Source organism: Pseudomonas sp. D1-1 (assembly GCF_051132225.1).
GTDB lineage: Bacteria > Pseudomonadota > Gammaproteobacteria > Pseudomonadales > Pseudomonadaceae > Aquipseudomonas.
Genome location: NZ_CP071676.1, coordinates 3,953,734 through 3,972,754 on the forward strand (window position 1 = coordinate 3,953,734; position 19,021 = coordinate 3,972,754).

Below are 19,021 nucleotides of genomic sequence, written 5' to 3' on the forward strand. Positions count from 1 at the left end.
CATGACTCAGAAAGGACCAGGCATTGGTCCAGCCCCGGTCACACACTAAGTTATAGCTATTTGCCATTACTTTTGCCAGTCCCAAAAACGCCTGCAAGCCTTGAATTTCAAGGCCTGCATGGATCCAATCGACCGCCGGTCAGCGCGCCATGATTTTCCAGGCGCGGTGAATCTTGCTGTTTCGGGCAAAATCCGGGTCGATGGTCCCGGCGGTGATTTCCTCCACGGCGTAACGCTCGCCCAAGTTGTCTTCGAGCTGGAACTTGCGGAAGTTGTTGGAAAAATACAGCACGCCACCCGGCGCCAGGCGCGCCATGGCCAGATCCAACAGCTGGACGTGGTCGCGCTGCACGTCGAACACGCCTTCCATGCGCTTGGAGTTGGAGAACGTCGGTGGATCGATGAAGATCAGGTCGTACTCGTCGCGACTGGCTTCAAGCCAGGCCATGACATCGCCCTGCTCCAAGCGGTTCTTGTCGGAAAAACCATTGAGCGACAGGTTGCGCCGCGCCCAGTCCAGATAGGTTTTCGACAAATCGACGCTGGTAGTGCTGCGCGCCCCGCCCTTGGCGGCATGGACGCTGGCGGTCGCGGTGTAGCAGAACAGGTTCAGGAAGCGCTTGCCGGCGGCCTCTTTCTGGATCCGCAGGCGCATTGGCCGGTGATCGAGGAACAACCCGGTGTCGAGGTAGTCGGTGAGGTTGACCAGCAGCTTCACGCCGCCCTCGTTGACCTCGGTGAACTTGCCCTGGGCGCTCTGGCGCTCGTACTGCTTGGTGCCGCTCTGGCGCTCGCGGCGCTTGATGACAACGCGGCTCTTGTCGACATTCAAGGCCTGGGGAATGGCGGCCAGCGCATCGAACAACCGGGCCGAGGCCTTTTCCGGGTCGATGGACTTCGGCGCGACGTATTCCTGGACGTGCACCCAGTCGTGATACAGGTCGATGGCCATGGAATATTCCGGCATGTCGGCATCATAGACCCGGTAGCAGTCGACGCCTTCACGCTTGGCCCACTTGCTCAGCAGCTTGAGATTTTTCTGCAGGCGATTGGCGAACATCTGCCCGCCTTCGCTCAACCGCGCCTGCTCGACCACAGGGGCTGGCGCCGGGGCCGGTTTGATCGGGTTGCCATTCTTGTTGTACTGGCGCTCTTGCGGTACTTCAGGGGTTTGATCGTAGACAGCCTGTTCACGCTCGGCCTGGCGTTGTTCCGGGGTGCGACGCTCGCCAGTGACGAACTGATCCGGGAGCACCTTGATCAGTAGCAACTTGCACGGCAAGGCGCCGTTCCAGAACGAATACTGCTTGTGGCTGCGAATGCCCATGCGCTTGCCCAGGTCCGGCGCGCCAGTGAACACCGCGGCCTCCCAGTTGAGGCAGGCCTGGCGCAGGCGTTCACCAAGATTCTGGTACAGATAGAGCAAGCTGGCTTCGTCGCCCAAACGCTCGCCGTACGGCGGGTTGCAGATCACCAGGCCCTTCTGGTTCTGGTCCGGGCGCGGCTCGAAGGTGGCGACTTCGCCCTGATAGATCTTGATCCACTCGCTCAGGCCCGCACGTTCGACGTTGTTGCGGCCCGGCTGGATCAGCCGTGGGTCAGCTTCGTAGCCGCGAATCCACAACGGTGGCTTGGCCAGCCCGGCGGCGGCGCGCTCGCTGGCTTCTTCGTGGAGTTTTTTCCATAACGCCGGCACGTGGCCGAGCCAGGCGGTAAAGCCCCATTGCTGGCGACGCAGGTTCGGCGCCATGTCGGCGGCGATCATTCCGGCCTCTACCAGGAACGTGCCGACGCCGCACATCGGGTCCGCCAGTGCCCCGCCTTCGGCGGCAATGCGTGGCCAACCGGCGCGAATCAGGATGGCGGCGGCGAGGTTTTCCTTCAGCGGGGCGGCGCCCTGCTGCAAGCGATAGCCACGTTGGTGCAGGCTATGGCCCGAAAGGTCGAGGGACAGGATTGCTTCGCCACGGTCCAGGCGCAGGTGGATGCGCAGGTCCGGGTTGAGCTTGTCGATGGATGGCCGCTCACCCGACGGCGTGCGCAGCTTGTCGACAATGGCATCCTTGACCTTCAAGGCGCCGAAATGCGTGTTGTCGATGCCCGAGCCGTGACCGCTGAACTCGACCGCCAAGGTACCATCGGCGAGCATGTGGTCTTGCCAGTCGACGTCCAGCACCCCGTGGTACAGGTCTTCAGCGTCTTTCATCGCGAAGCGCTTGAGCACCAGCAATACGCGGTTCGCCAGGCGCGACCACAGGCACAGGCGATAGGCCGTTTCCATGTCGGCGATGCCGCGAACGGCCGAGGTGTGCTCGCGCGCCTCTTCAAGGCCAAGCCCGACGGCTTCCTCGAGAAGCAGGCCTTCGAGGCCCTTGGGGCAAGTGAGGAAGAGTTCGAAACGATCGGACATGGGATTCAGAGCCTTTGGCTAAGTGGGCCGGGCAACGCATTGCCGGGCCGGGTTCAATCAGGTGCTTTTCTCAAGAGCACCCGCGTGGCACGAACGTGTGCCGTTCCGTACTCGCCGCTCAGGTTCAAAGAGCTTAGATGCGAGGACAGATAGAAAATTCTGTGCAACAAATTGTGAAAAATTGTCCCTTTCGTCGAATAGTACCCGAGTGCAACGGGGGGACATTCTCATTCGACACCGGCGGCCGCCCTTCGGCGCAGGGCTGATCATACAGGGGTCTGACGCAAAAGCGGGCGCCGAACATGATGTTACTTATCGCACTAACATCTTTCTTGTTACGTGCTTATGACAAAACGATCATTCCATCCATGTGACGCTTTGGTTAGAACTCACCACAGGTTGACGTCGCAACGGCGTCAACACCCTTGGCTCGTCACGCCGGCAACGAGCCACCAACGGCAGAATGATTCTGCCCCGGCCTCGATAGAGGTCGACGCTAAGCAACAGTCAACAAGTGAGGGCAACACCCTATGAGAAGACTTAAGCGTGATCCGTTGGAAAGAGCATTTTTACGCGGTTACCAATATGGCGTTGGTGGTAAATCCCGTGAGCTTTGCCCCTTTACTCTACCGTCGGTACGTCAAGCCTGGATCAACGGCTGGCGAGAAGGACGCGGCGACAACTGGGACGGTATGACCGGCACTGCGGGTATCCACAGACTCAACGAACTTCACGCCGTCGGCTGACACAGGGCCCTGATAATCAAAAACCCGACAATCTGACATTCAAATCGTTTTAACCACGCACGTCCCATCCGGGCGGCGGGCTACGGCCCAGAGGGCTCCCTTGAGGAGCCCTTTTTATGCCTGGTTCTTGACCTTGAGCTGCGAACGCTGCTGTGGCGAGGGGATTTATCCCCGCTGGGCTGCGAAGCAGCCCCAGTAAGCAGCCCTCGGTGTGTCAGGTTTATTGTGTGTTTTTTTTGGGGCTGCTGTGCAGCCCAGCGGGGATAAATCCCCTCGCCACAAATGGGCCTCACCAGCCTTGGGAATCAACCCAACGCGGCAATCGCATCCACCGACTCGCGAATCAACGTCGGGCCCTTGTAGATGAACCCGGAATAAACCTGCACCAGGCTCGCCCCTGCCGTGATTTTCTCGGCGGCATGCCGGCCTTCGGTAATACCGCCCGCCGCGATGATCGGCAAGCGTCCCGCCAATTCGCCGGCCAGCACTTTCACCGTGTGGGTGCTCTTGTCGCGCACCGGAGCGCCGGACAGGCCGCCCGCCTCGTCACCATGCTCCAGGCCTTCTACACCTTCGCGGCCCAGCGTGGTGTTGGTGGCGATCACCGCATCCATGCCGGTCTCGATCAAGGCCTGGGCCACTTGGACGGTTTCTTCGTCGCTCATGTCCGGGGCAATCTTGATGGCCAGCGGCACATGCCTGCCGTGCGTCACCGCCAGTTCCGCGCGACGTCGCGCCAGATCGGCCAGCAATTGCTTGAGCGAATCGCCGAACTGCAGGCTGCGCAGCCCTGGCGTGTTCGGCGAACTGACGTTGACGGTCACATAACTGGCGTGAGCGTAGACCTTGTCCAGGCAGATCAGGTAATCGTCGACGGCGCGCTCCACCGGCGTATCGAAGTTCTTGCCGATGTTGATCCCTAGCACACCCTTGTACCTGGCAGCAGCCACACGGGCCAGCAGATGATCGACGCCCAGGTTGTTGAAGCCCATGCGGTTGATGATTGCCTCGGCCTGCGGCAAACGGAACAGCCGTGGCTTGGGATTGCCCGGCTGCGGACGCGGCGTCACGGTGCCGATTTCAACGAAGCCGAACCCCAGCTGGGCGAACCCGTCGATGGCCGCGCCATTCTTGTCCAGGCCGGCGGCCAGGCCGACCGGGTTGGGAAATTCCAGGCCCATGACTGTCACCGGCAATTTTGCCGGGGCCTTGCACAGCAACCCGTTGAGCCCCAAACGTCCACCCGCGCCGATCAGGTCCAGGGACAGATCATGGGAAGTTTCCGGGGAAAGTTTGAACAGCAGTTCACGGGCCAGGGTGTACATGGGCGGCTTTGACTCGGGCGAAATGAGGCGGCGATTATAGCCGGGCAACGGCAACGCAAGCGAGGCGCCCGCACAAAACAATAGCGCTGGCATATGCCTTGCACCCTTTTGGTCATCAGCGCCCATGCCAGTGACGGAATGAGCGCCACACTGGTTTAAGGGACAACGGCGTCGTCGTCCGGCTTCCTCGGCCCGGAAGCGACGCTTTTTTATGCGGAAGGTGATGCGCGATGAACGAAATTCCAGCCACCCCCCTGGCTTGGGTCAATGGCAGCGATGCCCCGGAAAAGAGCGCGGTCAACCTCGGCTTCATGGCCCTGAGCGACTGCGCCCCGGTGGTCGTGGCCGCCACCCAGGGCTTCGCCCAGCCCTACGGCTTGACGCTGAACCTCAAGCGCCAGGCCTCGTGGGCCAACCTGAGGGACAAACTGGTCAGCGGTGAAATCGACGCGGCCCACAGCCTGTACGGCCTGGTTTATGCCGTGCACCTGGGCATCGGTGGCGTCGCGCCGACCGATATGGCCGTGCTGATGGGGCTGAACCAGAACGGCCAGAGCATCAACCTGTCCCATGGTTTGCAGGCGCAAGGCGTGACCAGTCCTGAGGCACTGGAGCAGCATGTGCACCAAACTCGCCCGAAACTGACCTTCGCCCAGACCTTTCCCACCGGCACCCATGCCATGTGGCTCTATTACTGGCTCGCCGCCCAGGGCATCCATCCGTTGTCGGATGTCGACAGCGTAGTGGTGCCACCGCCGCAGATGATCGCGCACCTGCAAGCCGGGCGCATCGATGGTTTCTGCGTCGGCGAGCCCTGGTGCGCCAGTGCCGTGAAGCAGAACCTCGGCTTTACCCTGGCGACTACCCAGACCATCTGGCCCGACCACCCGGAGAAAGTCCTGGGTTGTACCCGCGCGTTTGTCGAGCAATACCCCAACACTGCCCGCGCGCTGGTGATGGCCATCCTCGAAGCCAGCCGCTTCATCGAACAAAGCACTGAAAACCGCCGCAGTACCGCGCAATTATTGAGCGCCCCGGAATATCTCGACGCTCCGCTCGATTGCATCGAGCCGCGCCTGCTCGGGATTTATGCCGACGGCCTGGGCAACAGCTGGCAGGATCCCCACGCCATGCGCTTTCATGGGGACGGCGCGGTGAACCTGCCGTACCTGTCCGACGGGATGTGGTTCATGACCCAGTTCCGGCGCTGGGGCCTGCTGCGCGAAGACCCGGACTACCTGGCCGTGGCCCGCCAGGTCCAACAGCTCAAGCTGTATCGTGAAGCCTGCGCGGCGCTGGGCGTGACGTCGCCTCGCCAGGACATGCGCAGCAGTCAACTGATCGACGGCACGACCTGGGACGGCTCGGACCCGGTCGGGTATGCCCGCAGCTTCAAACTGCACGCCTTGAGCGATGCGGCTCCCCTTCTCGCCAGCCGCTGACAGGAGCCTCGATTATGCTGCGTATCCTGCTGATCAACGACACCGCGAAAAAAGTCGGGCGTCTCAAGGCGGCCCTGATTGAAGCCGGATTCGAGGTGATCGACGAATCCGGTTTGACCATCGACCTGCCGGCGCGCGTCGAAACGGTGCGTCCGGACGTGATCCTGATCGATACCGAGTCACCCGGGCGCGACGTCATGGAGCAAGTGGTGCTGGTCAGTCGTGACCAGCCACGACCGATCGTCATGTTTACCGACGAGCACGACCCGGATGTGATGCGCCAGGCGATCAAGTCAGGCGTCAGCGCCTACATCGTCGAAGGCATCCATGCCGCACGCCTGCAACCGATCCTCGACGTGGCCATGGCCCGCTTCGAAAGCGACCAGGCCCTGCGCGCGCAACTCCTGGCCCGGGACCAGCAACTGGCCGAACGCAAGCGCATCGAACTGGCCAAGGGCATGCTGATGAAGATGAAGGACTGCAACGAGGAACAGGCCTACACCCTGATGCGCCGCCAGGCCATGAGCCGCCAGCAGAAGCTGATCCAGGTGGCGGAGCAGATCATTGCCATGAACGAGTTGCTCGGCTGAAAGCCTTGTAGCGCCTGGCCAGACGCCTTCGCGAGCAGGCTCGCTCCCACAGGTTCTGAGAACACCTCCGATTCCATGTGGGAGCGAGCCTGCTCGCGAAGGCCCTCCCCGAACCTCGCAGGTTGGCACAGATCTCGCTTAAGCAACCCCACAGGTAACCAACGGCGGTTGCCCCACCTACGACAAAGACGTCGCACACCCTCCTCGCCTCTCTGGCGATCCGGGTTGCGGCGTTTTTTTGTTTTGGCCCCGCGGGGCCGGTGGTGCGACCACAGACGGCGCACTGCTCAAAGCACTGACTCATTTCTCGAGACTTTTACAGCTGAGGTGCGCGATGAATTCAAGCTTCTGGAAATCCGGCCACACCCCGACATTGTTCGCGGCCTTCCTCTATTTCGACCTGAGCTTCATGGTCTGGTACCTGCTCGGCCCATTGGCGGTACAGATCTCCGCCGACCTGCACCTGACCACCCAGCAACGCGGCCTGATGGTCGCGACGCCAATCCTCGCCGGCGCCGTGCTGCGCCTGTTCATGGGCCTGCTGGCCGACCGCATTTCACCGAAGACCGCCGGCATGGTCGGCCAGGTGATCGTGATCGGCGCGCTGTTCTGCGCCTGGAAGCTGGGCATCCACAGCTACGAACAAGCCTTGCTGCTGGGCCTGTTTCTGGGCGTGGCCGGCGCTTCGTTCGCCGTGGCCCTGCCGCTGGCTTCCCAGTGGTATCCACCACAGCACCAGGGCAAGGCCATGGGCATCGCCGGTGCCGGTAACTCGGGCACCGTGCTTGCCGCGTTGATCGCTCCGGTGATGGCGGTGGCCTTCGGCTGGACCAACGTGTTCGGCTTCGCGGTGATCCCGCTGGTGATTACCCTGGTCCTGTTCGCCTGGCTGGCCAAGAACGCACCGGAGCGGCCCAAGGCCAAATCCATGGCTGACTACCTCAAGGCCCTCGGTGACCGCGACAGCTGGTGGTTCATGTTCTTCTACAGCGTGACCTTCGGCGGCTTCATCGGCCTGGCCAGCGCCCTGCCCGGCTACTTCAACGACCAGTATGGCCTGAGCCCGGTGACCGCCGGCTACTACACCGCGGCCTGCGTCTTCGGTGGCAGCCTGATGCGGCCCTTGGGTGGCGCGCTGGCGGACCGTTTCGGCGGCATCCGCACCTTGCTGGGCATGTACACCGTGGCGGCTATCTGCATCGCCGCGGTCGGCTTCAACCTGCCGAGTTCCTACGCGGCGCTGGCCCTGTTCGTCTGCACCATGCTCGGCCTGGGTGCGGGCAACGGCGCGGTGTTCCAACTGGTGCCACAACGTTTCCGTCGCGAGATCGGCGTGATGACCGGGCTGATCGGCATGGCCGGCGGCATCGGCGGCTTCGCCCTGGCGGCGGGCATGGGCGCGATCAAGCAGAGCACCGGCAGCTACCAGCTGGCGCTGTGGTTGTTCGCCAGCCTCGGTGTCCTGGCCTGGTTCGGCCTGCACGGGGTCAAGCGTCGCTGGAGGACCACCTGGGGTTCGGCAGCGGTCACCGCGGCTCGGGTATAACCTGCAACCATGAGCCTGCAACTGAGTTTTGCCGAAGCCAGCGCCACGGGTCCCCGAGAGGAAAACCAGGACGCCCTGCGCCTGGTCACTCCCGCCCCGGCCCTGGCCGCCAGCAAGGGTTACCTGTTCGCCATCGCCGACGGCGTGAGCCAATGCGCCGATGGCGGATTGGCCGCGCGTTCGACCTTGCAGGCACTCGCCCTGGACTACTACTCCACGCCGCAGACCTGGGGCGTGGCCCAGGCGCTGGACCGGCTGCTGCTGGCGCAGAATCGCTGGCTGCAAGCCAACGGCGGCGGCCAACCGCTGCTGACCACGGTCAGCGCGCTGGTCCTGCGGGGGCGGCGCTTCACCCTGGCGCACGTCGGCGATTGCCGGGTCTACCGATGGCACGCCGACCATTTGCAACGAGTCAGCGAAGATCACGTCTGGGAACAACAGGGCATGCAACACGTGCTCAAGCGTGCCTTGGGGCTGGATCAGCATTTGATACTCGACTTCCTCGACGGTGAGCTGCGTGAAGATGAAACCTTCGTGCTGCTCAGCGACGGCGTCTGGGCGGTACTGGGAGACACGGCCATTGCCGGCATCCTGCGCGACCAGCCAGACCTGGATCGCGCGGCGCAGACGCTGGTCAACGCCGCGCACCTGGCCGGTAGCCAGGACAACGCCAGCGCGCTGTTGGTGCGCGTCGATGCGGTGGGCGAAGCGAGCATCGGCGACGCGCTGATCCAACTGCAACAGTGGCCGCTGCCCCCTTCACTGAAGGCGGGCCAGGCGTTCGAAGGCTGGCAGATCGAAAGCCTGCTCGGCCAGAGCCAGCAATCGTTGCTCTACCGGGTACACGATGGTCAGGGCCAACCCTGGCTGCTGAAAACCTTGCCCGTGCAGCTACGGGACGACACCCGCGCCGGCCAGGCGCTGTTGTCGGAGGAATGGTTTCTCAAGCGGGTCGCGGGTCGGCAATTTCCGGAAGTGCATGGCGTACCCCAGCGCCAACATCTGTACTACGTGATGCGTGAATATTCGGGCGCGACCCTGGCCGAGCTGTTCAACCAGGGTGGGCCGCTGCCCCTGGCCCAATGGCTGGACCTGGCGCAGCGGCTGGTGCGGGCAGTGGGCCTGTTGCATCGAAGGCAGATCTACCACCGCGACATCAAGCCGGAAAACCTGCATCTGGGCGACGATGGGGAATTGCGCTTGCTGGATTTTGGCCTGGCCTACTGTCCGGGCCTGTCCGAGGACCAGGCCAACGTGTTGCCCGGCACCCCCAGCTACATAGCGCCGGAAGCCTTCGGCGGCGCCGCGCCGACGGCGCAACAGGACTTATATGCGGTCGGCGTGACCTTGTATTTCCTGCTGACCGGGCATTACCCCTACGGCGAAATCGAAGCCTTCCAGCGACCACGCTTTGGTGTGCCCGTGAGCGCCAATCGTTATCGACCGGACCTGCCCGAATGGCTCGGGCAGAGCCTGGAACGCGCCGTGGCGGCAGACCCTGCGCAGCGCTTTGAAACGGCTGAAGAATGGCTGTTGCAGCTGGAACAGGGCGAGCGGCGAAGCTTGAGCGTAAGGCCCCGGCCATTGCTTGAGCGGGAGCCGCTGAAGGTCTGGCGGACGTTGGCGCTGGTGTCGTTGGTGGTGAATGTTGTGTTGTTGTTCCTGGTGTTTCACTCATAACCACCGTGGCGAGGGAGCTTGCTCCCGCTCGAGCGCGCAGCGGTCGCCGTTTTTTTGGGTCTGCTTCGCAGCCCAGCGGGAGCAAGCTCCCTCGCCACAAAAGCCTTCTCGCCAGCCCTGCCACGCTCCATTACCGGGCAACACGCTTTGATTCGGTGCAATAAATCCCCCCGCAACGCGGCCAATCCGCGCCTCCTCCAGTAAATTCACGCCCTCGCGCCACTTGGCACAACCACTGCATAACCTCTTCCACCATACATAAAGCAACGCCTCCAACGATGAAGGCGGTGCTTCCCGAGAGAACGGGACCAGGACAAAGGCGTCCTCGCTAGTTTGCTAGCGAGACGCCTTTTTTTGTTTTCGAAAAAATTGCCGAGCCAGCCCGACCGCCGTGATGAAACGGGCCTGAGCTTGCGGAGAACCCTGATGAAAAAACTCAAGCTGGTAATGATCGGCAACGGCATGGCCGGGGTTCGCACCCTCGAGGAACTGCTCAAACTGAGCAACGAGCTCTACGACATCACGGTCTTCGGCGCCGAGCCCCACACCAACTACAACCGCATCCTGCTCTCGCCCGTGCTGGCCGGGGAACAGACGTTCGAAGAAATCGTGCTCAATGACCTGAGCTGGTACCTGGACAACAACATCAAGCTGCTGCTCAACCGCAAGGTGGTGGAGATCGACCGGGTCAAGCGCCGGGTCATCGCCGAAGACGGCAGCGAAGCCGAATACGATCGCCTGCTCATCGCCACCGGCTCCACGCCGTTCATCCTGCCAATCCCTGGCAACACTCTGGATGGCGTGATCGGCTACCGCGACATCGCCGACACCCAGGCCATGATCAACACGGCCAAGACCCACAAGCACGCGGTGGTCATCGGTGGCGGCCTGCTCGGCCTGGAAGCCGCCAATGGCTTGAAACTGCGCGGCATGGACGTGACCGTGGTGCACATCGGCGAATGGCTGCTGGAACGCCAACTGGACAAGACCAGCGGCCAGCTGCTGCAAACCGCCCTGGAAAACCGTGGCCTGAAATTCCGCCTCAGCGAGCAGACCCAGGCCTTGCACGACGCCGGCAACGGCCGGGTCGGCTCGGTCCAGTTCAAGAACGGCGACATCATTCCCGCCGATCTGGTGGTGATGGCTGCCGGTATCCGGCCCAATACCGGACTGGCGGAAAAATCCGGCATTCCGTGCAACCGCGGAATCCTCGTCAACGACACGATGCAAACCTATGACCCGCGCATCTACGCCATCGGCGAGTGCGCCAACCATCGCGGCACAGCCTATGGCCTGGTGGCGCCGCTGTTCGAGCAAGCCAAGGTCTGCGCCAATCACCTCGCGCAACTGGGCTTCGCCACTTACAAGGGTTCGGTGACGTCGACCAAGTTGAAAGTCACCGGTATCGATCTGTTTTCCGCCGGCGACTTCATGGGCGGCGAAGGCACCGAGACCATCACCCTTTCCGACCCGATTGGCGGCGTCTACAAGAAACTGGTGATCAAGGATGACGTGTTGGTGGGTGCCTGCCTGTACGGTGATACCGCGGACGGCGGCTGGTATTTCCGGCAGATCCGTGAGAACCACGGCATCAGCGAGATCCGCGATCACTTGATGTTTGGCGAAAACGCTTTGGGCGACGTCGGCCATCAAGGCCAGGACAAAGCCATGAGCATGGCCGACACCGCTGAAGTCTGCGGCTGCAACGGCGTGTGCAAGGGCACCATCGTCAAGGCGATCCAGGAACACGGCCTGTTCAGCGTCGATGACGTGAAAAAGCACACCAAGGCCGCCAGCTCCTGCGGCTCCTGCGCCGGCCTGGTGGAACAGATCCTGATCAACACCGTCGGCGGCGCGGCGGACGTGAAGCCGAAAAGCGAAAAAGCCATCTGCGGTTGCAGCGACCTAAACCATGGGCAGATCCGCCAGGCGATCCGCGACCAGCATCTGCTGACCATCGCCGGGACCATGGGTTACTTGAACTGGCGCACCCCGAACGGCTGCGCCACCTGCCGTCCGGCCCTGAACTACTACCTGATTTCCACCTGGCCCGGCGAAGCCCAGGATGACCCGCAGTCGCGCCTGATCAACGAACGCGCTCACGCCAACATCCAGAAAGACGGCACCTACTCAGTGGTCCCACGGATGTGGGGTGGCGTGACCAACCCATCCGAGCTGCGCCGCATCGCCGACGTGGCCGACAAATACAACGTGCCCATGGTCAAGGTCACCGGCGGCCAGCGTATCGACCTGCTGGGCATCAGGAAGCAAGACCTGCCCGGTGTCTGGAAAGACCTCGACATGCCGTCCGGCCACGCCTATGGCAAATCCATTCGCACCGTGAAGACTTGCGTGGGCAGCGAGTTCTGCCGCTTCGGCACGCAGAACTCCACCCAATTGGGCATCGAGCTGGAACACGACCTGTTCAACATGTGGTCGCCGCACAAGGTGAAGCTGGCGGTCTCCGGTTGCCCACGCAACTGCTCGGAAGCGGGCATCAAGGACGTCGGCATCATCGGCGTAGATTCCGGCTGGGAGATGTACATCGGTGGCAACGGCGGGATCAAGACCGAAGTCGCCGAGTTTTTCGTCAAGCTCAAGACCGCCGAAGAAGTGCGCGAATACAACGGCGCCTTCCTGCAGCTGTACCGCGAAGAAGCCTTCTACCTCGAACGCACCGTGCACTACATGCAGCGTGTCGGCATGGAACACATCAAGAAAGCCGTGCTGGAAGACCCGGAGCGGCGCAAGGCCCTGCACGAGCGCTTGAAGTTTTCCCTGTCGCTGGAGCAGGACCCCTGGAAACAACGGCTGGAACAACCGCAGCTGAAAAAAGAGTTCGAGGTCATCCCCGTGAAGAACCTGGAGGTACTGGCATGAACTGGCTGGATATCTGCGCGCTGGAAGACATCAACGCCTTGGGCTCACGCATCATCAACGGGCCGAAAGGCGATATCGCGATTTTTCGCACCAGCGACAATGAAGTATTCGCACTCGACGACCGTTGCCCGCACAAGGGCGGCCCGCTGTCCCAAGGCCTGATCTATGGCAAGCGCGTGGCCTGCCCGCTGCACAACTGGCAGATCGACCTGGAAACCGGCCAGGCCCAGGCCCCGGACGTGGGCTGCGCCCATCATCATTCGGCCCGCGTCGAGAACGGCCGGGTGATGCTGGCCCTGCGGGACGCAAGCTGATGAACCGCCAGACGACTGCCTCGACCTGCTGTTATTGCGGGGTCGGTTGCGGCGTGCTGATCGAACATGACGGCGAGCGCATTCTCGGCGTCAGTGGCGATCCCACCCATCCGGCCAACTTCGGCAAACTGTGCAGCAAGGGCTCGACCCTGCACTTGACCGGCGACCTCGCCGCGCGCGCCCTCTATCCCGAACTGCGGCTGGGCAAAGGCCTGGCCCGTGGCCGTACCGATTGGGACAGCGCCCTGGACCATGCCGCCAACGTCTTCGCCGACACGATTGTCGAGCACGGACCGGACAGCGTGGCCTTCTACATCTCCGGCCAACTGCTGACCGAGGATTACTACGCCTTCAACAAACTCGCCCGGGCACTGGTCGGTACCAACAACATCGACAGCAATTCCCGGCTGTGCATGTCTTCCGCCGTGGTGGGCTACAAGCGCAGCCTGGGTGCCGACGCGCCACCGTGCAGCTATGAGGATCTGGAGCTGAGCGACTGCGTGATGATCGTCGGCAGTAACATGGCCTACGCCCATCCCATCCTGTTTCGTCGGCTCGAAGAAGCCAAATCCCGCCGGCCGCAGATGAAAGTCATCGTCATCGACCCTCGGCGCACCGACACCTGCGACCTTGCAGACCTGCACCTGGCGATCCTGCCTGGCACCGATGTCGCCTTGTTCCACGGGATCTTGCATCTGCTGTTGTGGGAAGACTGGGTCGACCGCAGCTTCATCAAGGCCCACACCGAAGGCCTGGCGGACCTGAAGAACCTGGTGCGCGACTACACCCCCGCCATGGTTGCCCAGCTGTGCGGGATCAGCGTCGAGCAACTGCACCAATGCGCCGAGTGGGTCGGCACCTCGCCAAGTTTCCTCTCGTTGTGGTGCATGGGCTTGAACCAGTCGACTGCCGGCAGCGCAAAAAACAGCGCCCTGATCAATCTGCACCTGGCCACCGGCCAGATCGGCCGACCGGGCGCGGGACCGTTCTCGCTGACCGGCCAGCCCAACGCCATGGGCGGCCGCGAAACCGGCAGCCTGTCCAACCTGCTGCCGGGCCATCGCGAAGCCGGCAATCCGGAGCATCGCGCCGAGGTCGCCAGCTATTGGGGCGTTGAGCAATTGCCGAGCACCACAGGCTTGAGCGCCATCGAATTGTTCGAGCAGGTTCGCAGCGGCAAGATCAAGGCCTTGTGGATCGCCTGCACCAACCCGGCCCAGTCGATGCCGGACCAGGCCGCCGTGCGCGAAGCCCTGCAAGCTTGCCCGTTCGTGGTGTTGCAAGAGGCCTTCCGGACTACCGAAACCGCCGCCTTTGCCGACCTGCTGCTGCCGGCGACCAGTTGGGGCGAAAAAGAAGGCTCGGTCACCAACTCCGAACGACGCATTTCCCATGTTCGCCGGGCGATAAACGCACCGGGGGAAGCACGGCCGGACTGGGCGATCACGGTAGATTTCGCGCAACGACTGGAGAAACGCCTGCGCCCCGGCCAGCCCAGCCTGTTCGCCTTTGAAACCCCGGCCCACTTGTTCGATGAATACAAGCAACTGACCCGTGGCCGCGACCTGGACCTGTCCGGCATCAGTCATGCCGTGATCGACCGCCTCGGCCCTCAGCAATGGCCGTTCCCGGAGGGCGCCACGGTCGGAACGGCGCGCTTGTACGGGGACGGGATTTTCCCGACCGACAGCGGCCGCGCCCGATTCGTGGCCGACCCTTATCGCGCCGCCAAGGAATTGCGCGACGCACGCTACCCCCTGACGCTGAACACCGGTCGGCTGCGCGACCAGTGGCACGGGATGAGCCGTACCGGTACCGCCGCGCAGTTGTTCGGCCATGTGAACGAAGCGGTGCTCAGCCTGCATCCCGACGAACTACTGCGGCATCGCCTGCAGTCCGGCGACCTGGTCAGTCTGAAGAGCCGTCGCGGCAGCGTGATCGTGGCCGTGGACAGCGACGACAGCGTGCGCCCCGGCCAGGCCTTCCTGCCCATGCACTGGGGCGACAGGTTTCTCAAGGGCGGGGTCAACACCCTGACTCAACCGGCATTCGACCCGTTGTCGAAACAGCCGGAACTCAAGCACAGCGGCGTACGCCTGGAACCGGTGAACCTGCCCTGGCAGCTTTTCGCCCTGGTTGAAGGCAATGTTCAACAGCATCTGGAGGCGTTGCGTCCGCTGTGTGAGGCGTTTTCCTACGTCAGCCTGAGCCTGACCGGCCGCGACCGTCCCGCGTTGCTGATACGCGCTGCCAGCGCCGTGGCGCCCGAACCGCAGCTTTTGCAGGCGATCGACGAACAGCTGGGGCTGATCGAAGGCCCGGTCCTGGCCTATGACGACCCGCGCCGCGCCATTGGCAAGCGGGTACGGATCGAAAACAGCCGCATCACCGCCATTCGCCTAGCCGGCGAAACCCTGGCCCGGCATTGGTTGCAAAACCTCTGGTTGGAAGGGCGCGCCGACGACCAGTTGCGGCGCTGGCTGCTGGCCCCCTTGAGCGCACCGCCGGGTAACACCGGCGCCGCCACGGCTGGTGGGAAGACGCTGTGCAATTGCATGAATGTCAGCCAGCGTTCGGTTTGCGCGGGCATCGAGCGCGGCCTGGATTTGCAGGGCCTGAAAAAAGAACTGGGCTGCGGCACGCAGTGCGGTTCCTGCGTACCGGAAATCAAGCGCCTGCTGGTTGCCACCGCGCAACCGGTCGCCGCGATCTCGTGAGGAAAACACTATGAACGCAAAAGTCTGGCTGGTAGGTGCGGGTCCTGGCGACCCTGAATTGCTGACCCTCAAAGCCGTGCGCGCCCTGGCCGAGGCCGACGTGGTGTTGATCGACGACCTGGTCAACGACGCGGTGCTGGAGCACTGCCCCAGTGCGCGCATCATCGCCGTCGGCAAGCGCGGCGGCTGCCGCTCCACTCCCCAGGCGTTCATCCACCGGCTGATGTTGCGTTATGCCCGCCAAGGCAAATGCGTGGTGCGCCTCAAAGGCGGCGACCCGTGCATCTTCGGCCGGGGCGGTGAAGAAGCACAGTGGCTGCGCGAGCACGGCGTCGAGGTGGAGCTGGTCAATGGCATCACCGCCGGTCTTGCCGGCGCGACCCAGTGCGACATCCCACTGACCCTGCGCGGGGTTGCCCGGGGCGTGACCTTGGTAACGGCTCACACCCAGGACGGCAGCAGCCTGAACTGGCAAGCCCTGGCGCAAAGCGGCACGACCTTGGTGGTGTACATGGGCGTGGCGAAACTGAGCGAGATCCGCGAGCAACTGCTGGCCGGCGGACTGGCAGCGGACACGCCGGTAGCGATGATCGAAAACGCCTCCCTGCCCCATCAACGTGACTGCCGCAGCGACCTGGCCTCGATGGAGACCGATGCCGTCGCGTTTCAACTCAAGAGCCCGGCGATCCTGGTGATTGGCGAGGTGGCCGGTGCAGCCGAACTGGCTGCCTCCCCGCCGGTCTTCGCCCAGGCATCAACCATCTGACAGCCCTGCACAATGTGGGAGCGAGCCTGCTCGCGATGCAATGTATCAGCAACCTCACTGGTGACTGATTTACCGCATTCGCGAGCAGGCTCGCTCCCACAATGGGATTGGGATACGACTGGGAGAGATAGGCCGACTGTCAGGCCGTCTTCGCGAGCAGGCTCGCTCCCACAATGGGATTGAGGTACGACTGGGAGAGATAGGCCGACTGTCAGGCCGCCTTCGCGAGCAGGCTCGCTCCCACAGGGAAACGCGGATCCACCCAAAACCAGGTCGGCTATAAGGCCGCCTCGCGGTGGACGTTGATTTCGGCGCCCCGTTAACCACGCTGGCCGAACGCAGGCAGTGCGCAGTGGGCATCCCGGCATGGATGCCGGGATAGCCGCGCTGGGCCAGGGACGGCCCTTCGCGGCGGGCCCACGGAGCAATGCCGGAGTGAGGGCACACCGAGCCCAGGCGAGGTGCCGAGTGGTGGGGCAAGCGTTTTGGGTTACTTTTTTGGCGTCTGAAAAAAGTGACCCGCCGTAAGGGCGGAACCCTAAGCCGCCGTCACCGCAGCAACGGATATGTACCCAGTCAACAAAACCCTGGCCGACTTTCAGGCCGCCATCGCGAGCAAGCTCGCTCCCACAATAGAATCGGAGTACGACCGGTAAAGATATGCCGGTTGAAAAGCCGCATTCGCGAGCAGGCTCGCTCCCACAGGTTCCTGGTTTTTCCAGCCGGCCACTAATTCACCAAATCGCAGGCAAAGAAAAGCCCGGCCTGAGCCGGGCTTTTCCAAAGCTTTGGGCTAATTACTTAGCTTGGGCTTCAACCTGCGCTTCTACGCGACGGTTAACTGCACGACCAGCTTCAGTGGCGTTGTCAGCAACTGGGCGGGATTCGCCGTAGCCAACAGACTGAACGCGGGACGATTCAACACCGTACTGGTTGGTCAGAACCTGCTTGACGGCGTTTGCACGACGCTCGGACAGCTTCTGGTTGTAAGCGTCAGGACCGACGGAGTCAGTGTGACCTTCAACAGTGGTGCTGGTGGATGGGTACTGCTTCATGAAATCAGCCAGGTTCTTGATGTCGCCGTAGCTGTTTTCTTTAACGACCGACTTGTCGAAGTCGAACTTGACGTCCAGCTCAACACGTACGACTTCAGCAACAGCTGGGCAGCCATCAGCGTCAACGGTTACGTTGGCTGGGGTGTCAGGGCACTTGTCGACGTTGTCGCACACGCCATCATTGTCGCTGTCGGAGCAGACTTCAGCAGGTGCTGGAACTGGAGCAGCGGCTGGCTTGGAACCGCCACCGAAGTTCACACCGATACCAACGCTAGGCGCCCACTCGGTGTCGCCCTGGTCGATGTTGTACTGAGCTTCAACGCCGGCACGGGCGTAGAAGTTGTCAGTGAAATACAGCTTGGCGCCGCCACCAACGTTGGCGAAGGTAGAACGGTTACGACCGTTGCTGCCATTCTGGTCGATGCTCTGGTCCGAGAAACCGGCAGAGACGTAAGGACGCAGCATGTCGCCTGGGTTGTTGAAATGGTACAGAGCGTCCAGAGCGGTGTTGGCGCCCTTGACGTTAGTGCCGTCGTCGGTACGTGCGTTGTGCACTTCGTCGTAGGCCAGACGCAGTTCAACGTCGTCGGTCAGGAAGTAACCAACCGAACCGCCAAACAGGTTGCCGTTGTTCTTGAAATCACGAGCGCTGTCGAACATTTCTTTCTTGGCGAAGCCTTCGATTTCAACTGCGCCTTGGCCTTGTGCCAGAGCGCCGAACGAAGTGGCAGCAATCAAAGAACCAATGGCAAAGCCCAAGGTGTTTTTCAGTTTCATCCGTTAAATCCCCATCTGGTGATTGTGAAGCAGTCCCGCAAACCGGGGGACAACTCGGCGGCAAGTCTATCAGAACTTGCCTACACGTAAGAGATATTTGCGCCGAACTAAGTTTCGGCAATGCCTGCAAATTTCTCACGCAGCTTATCGAGCGCGCGCTTGTAACGCATTTTTGTCGCGCTCAAACCCATATGCATTATGTCTGCGATCTCCTGGAATTCCAGTTCTGCGACAAATCGTAGCACCAGAATCTCCCGATCGATCGGGTTCACATAAACCAGCCAGCGGTCGAGCCCACCCTTTTCCTCGGGCTTGGGCGCCTTTTCTTCAGACGCTTCCTCGAGGGGGTCCAGGCTCAAAGCGTCCATCAAGCGACGCTTTCGCCGTTCCTTTCGATACTGCGTGATGCATTCGTTGTAGGTGATGCTGTACAGCCAGGTCTTGAACTTCGATTTCCCCTCGAAGTTCTTCAACCCGTAAAGCACCTTCAACATCACCTCCTGACAGACATCATCAGCATCGCGATCGTTCCCAAGATATCGTGCACAAACGTTAAATAAAGTTCTCTGGTAACGGCGCATCAACTCTTCATAGGCGCGCGTGACGTGGAACAGCTCCGTATGCGCGCGCGCGACCAACTCCTCATCAGAGAGATCACGGGGGTCGTAGCGCGTGGATAGCGATTGGGGTTTGTTCAAAACAAGTCGGGCCGACAGTCTAGGTCAATGTGCGCCGCAACCCGCCGTGGCGGGCATTTTGCGGCGGCATACATT

13 protein-coding genes are annotated in these 19,021 nt (G+C 62.2%); 9 read left to right on the forward strand and 4 right to left on the reverse strand.

Going from position 1 to position 19,021, the window contains the following annotated elements; all coding sequences use genetic code 11:
* Positions 1-139: 139 nt before the first annotated feature.
* Positions 140-2,410, reverse strand: coding sequence for a bifunctional 23S rRNA (guanine(2069)-N(7))-methyltransferase RlmK/23S rRNA (guanine(2445)-N(2))-methyltransferase RlmL (gene rlmKL / locus J3P86_RS17700; RefSeq protein ID WP_434672450.1), 2,271 nt, complete (start codon positions 2,408-2,410; stop codon positions 140-142).
* A gap of 530 nt (positions 2,411-2,940) precedes the next feature.
* Between rlmKL and rmf the strand changes: the two genes are divergently transcribed.
* Positions 2,941-3,156, forward strand: a complete 216-nt coding sequence (rmf, locus tag J3P86_RS17705; protein ID WP_003223300.1) for a ribosome modulation factor — start codon at positions 2,941-2,943, stop codon at positions 3,154-3,156.
* A 305-nt stretch (positions 3,157-3,461) separates the two neighbouring features.
* Here rmf and J3P86_RS17710 read toward each other — a convergent pair whose 3' ends face one another.
* Positions 3,462-4,481 carry a quinone-dependent dihydroorotate dehydrogenase gene (locus tag J3P86_RS17710; RefSeq protein ID WP_434656661.1) on the reverse strand — a complete coding sequence of 340 codons (1,020 nt, stop codon included), beginning with the start codon at positions 4,479-4,481 and terminating at the stop codon, positions 3,462-3,464.
* Between the two features lie 230 nt (positions 4,482-4,711).
* Here J3P86_RS17710 and J3P86_RS17715 point away from each other — a divergent pair, with 230 nt between their 5' ends.
* The 8 genes from J3P86_RS17715 to cobA all read left to right on the forward strand — a co-directional run bounded on the left by J3P86_RS17715 (position 4,712) and on the right by cobA (position 16,416).
* Positions 4,712-5,923, forward strand: coding sequence for a CmpA/NrtA family ABC transporter substrate-binding protein (locus J3P86_RS17715; RefSeq protein WP_434698549.1), 1,212 nt, complete (start codon positions 4,712-4,714; stop codon positions 5,921-5,923).
* Between the two features lie 14 nt (positions 5,924-5,937).
* The gene (locus J3P86_RS17720; protein WP_047737436.1) at positions 5,938-6,513 is read left to right on the forward strand and encodes an ANTAR domain-containing response regulator; all 576 of its coding nucleotides are present in this window, start codon (positions 5,938-5,940) and stop codon (positions 6,511-6,513) included.
* A gap of 334 nt (positions 6,514-6,847) precedes the next feature.
* Positions 6,848-8,059, forward strand: a complete 1,212-nt coding sequence (locus tag J3P86_RS17725) for a nitrate/nitrite transporter (RefSeq protein WP_434698550.1) — start codon at positions 6,848-6,850, stop codon at positions 8,057-8,059.
* A gap of 9 nt (positions 8,060-8,068) precedes the next feature.
* The gene (locus tag J3P86_RS17730; RefSeq protein WP_434698551.1) at positions 8,069-9,739 is read left to right on the forward strand and encodes a protein kinase domain-containing protein; all 1,671 of its coding nucleotides are present in this window, start codon (positions 8,069-8,071) and stop codon (positions 9,737-9,739) included.
* Positions 9,740-10,165: 426 nt separating this feature from the next.
* On the forward strand, positions 10,166-12,619 hold the full coding sequence (nirB, locus tag J3P86_RS17735) for a nitrite reductase large subunit NirB (protein WP_434698552.1): 2,454 nt from the start codon (positions 10,166-10,168) through the stop codon (positions 12,617-12,619).
* Entirely contained in the window at positions 12,616-12,933 is a 318-nt protein-coding gene (nirD, locus tag J3P86_RS17740) for a nitrite reductase small subunit NirD (RefSeq protein ID WP_434629546.1), read from the forward strand. Before nirB ends, nirD begins: the two co-directional genes overlap by 4 nt.
* Complete coding sequence (locus J3P86_RS17745; RefSeq protein ID WP_434698553.1) at positions 12,933-15,650, forward strand: nitrate reductase; 2,718 nt, start codon at positions 12,933-12,935, stop codon at positions 15,648-15,650. Before nirD ends, J3P86_RS17745 begins: the two co-directional genes overlap by 1 nt.
* Before the next feature lie 10 nt (positions 15,651-15,660).
* Positions 15,661-16,416, forward strand: coding sequence for a uroporphyrinogen-III C-methyltransferase (cobA, locus tag J3P86_RS17750; RefSeq protein ID WP_434698554.1), 756 nt, complete (start codon positions 15,661-15,663; stop codon positions 16,414-16,416).
* A 797-nt stretch (positions 16,417-17,213) separates the two neighbouring features.
* Here the strand turns inward: cobA and J3P86_RS17755 are convergent.
* The gene (locus J3P86_RS17755; protein WP_058542369.1) at positions 17,214-18,248 is read right to left on the reverse strand and encodes an OmpA family protein; all 1,035 of its coding nucleotides are present in this window, start codon (positions 18,246-18,248) and stop codon (positions 17,214-17,216) included.
* 107 nt (positions 18,249-18,355) lie between these two features.
* The gene (gene sigX / locus J3P86_RS17760) at positions 18,356-18,946 is read right to left on the reverse strand and encodes an RNA polymerase sigma factor SigX (protein ID WP_025212681.1); all 591 of its coding nucleotides are present in this window, start codon (positions 18,944-18,946) and stop codon (positions 18,356-18,358) included.
* Positions 18,947-19,021: the final 75 nt, after the last annotated feature.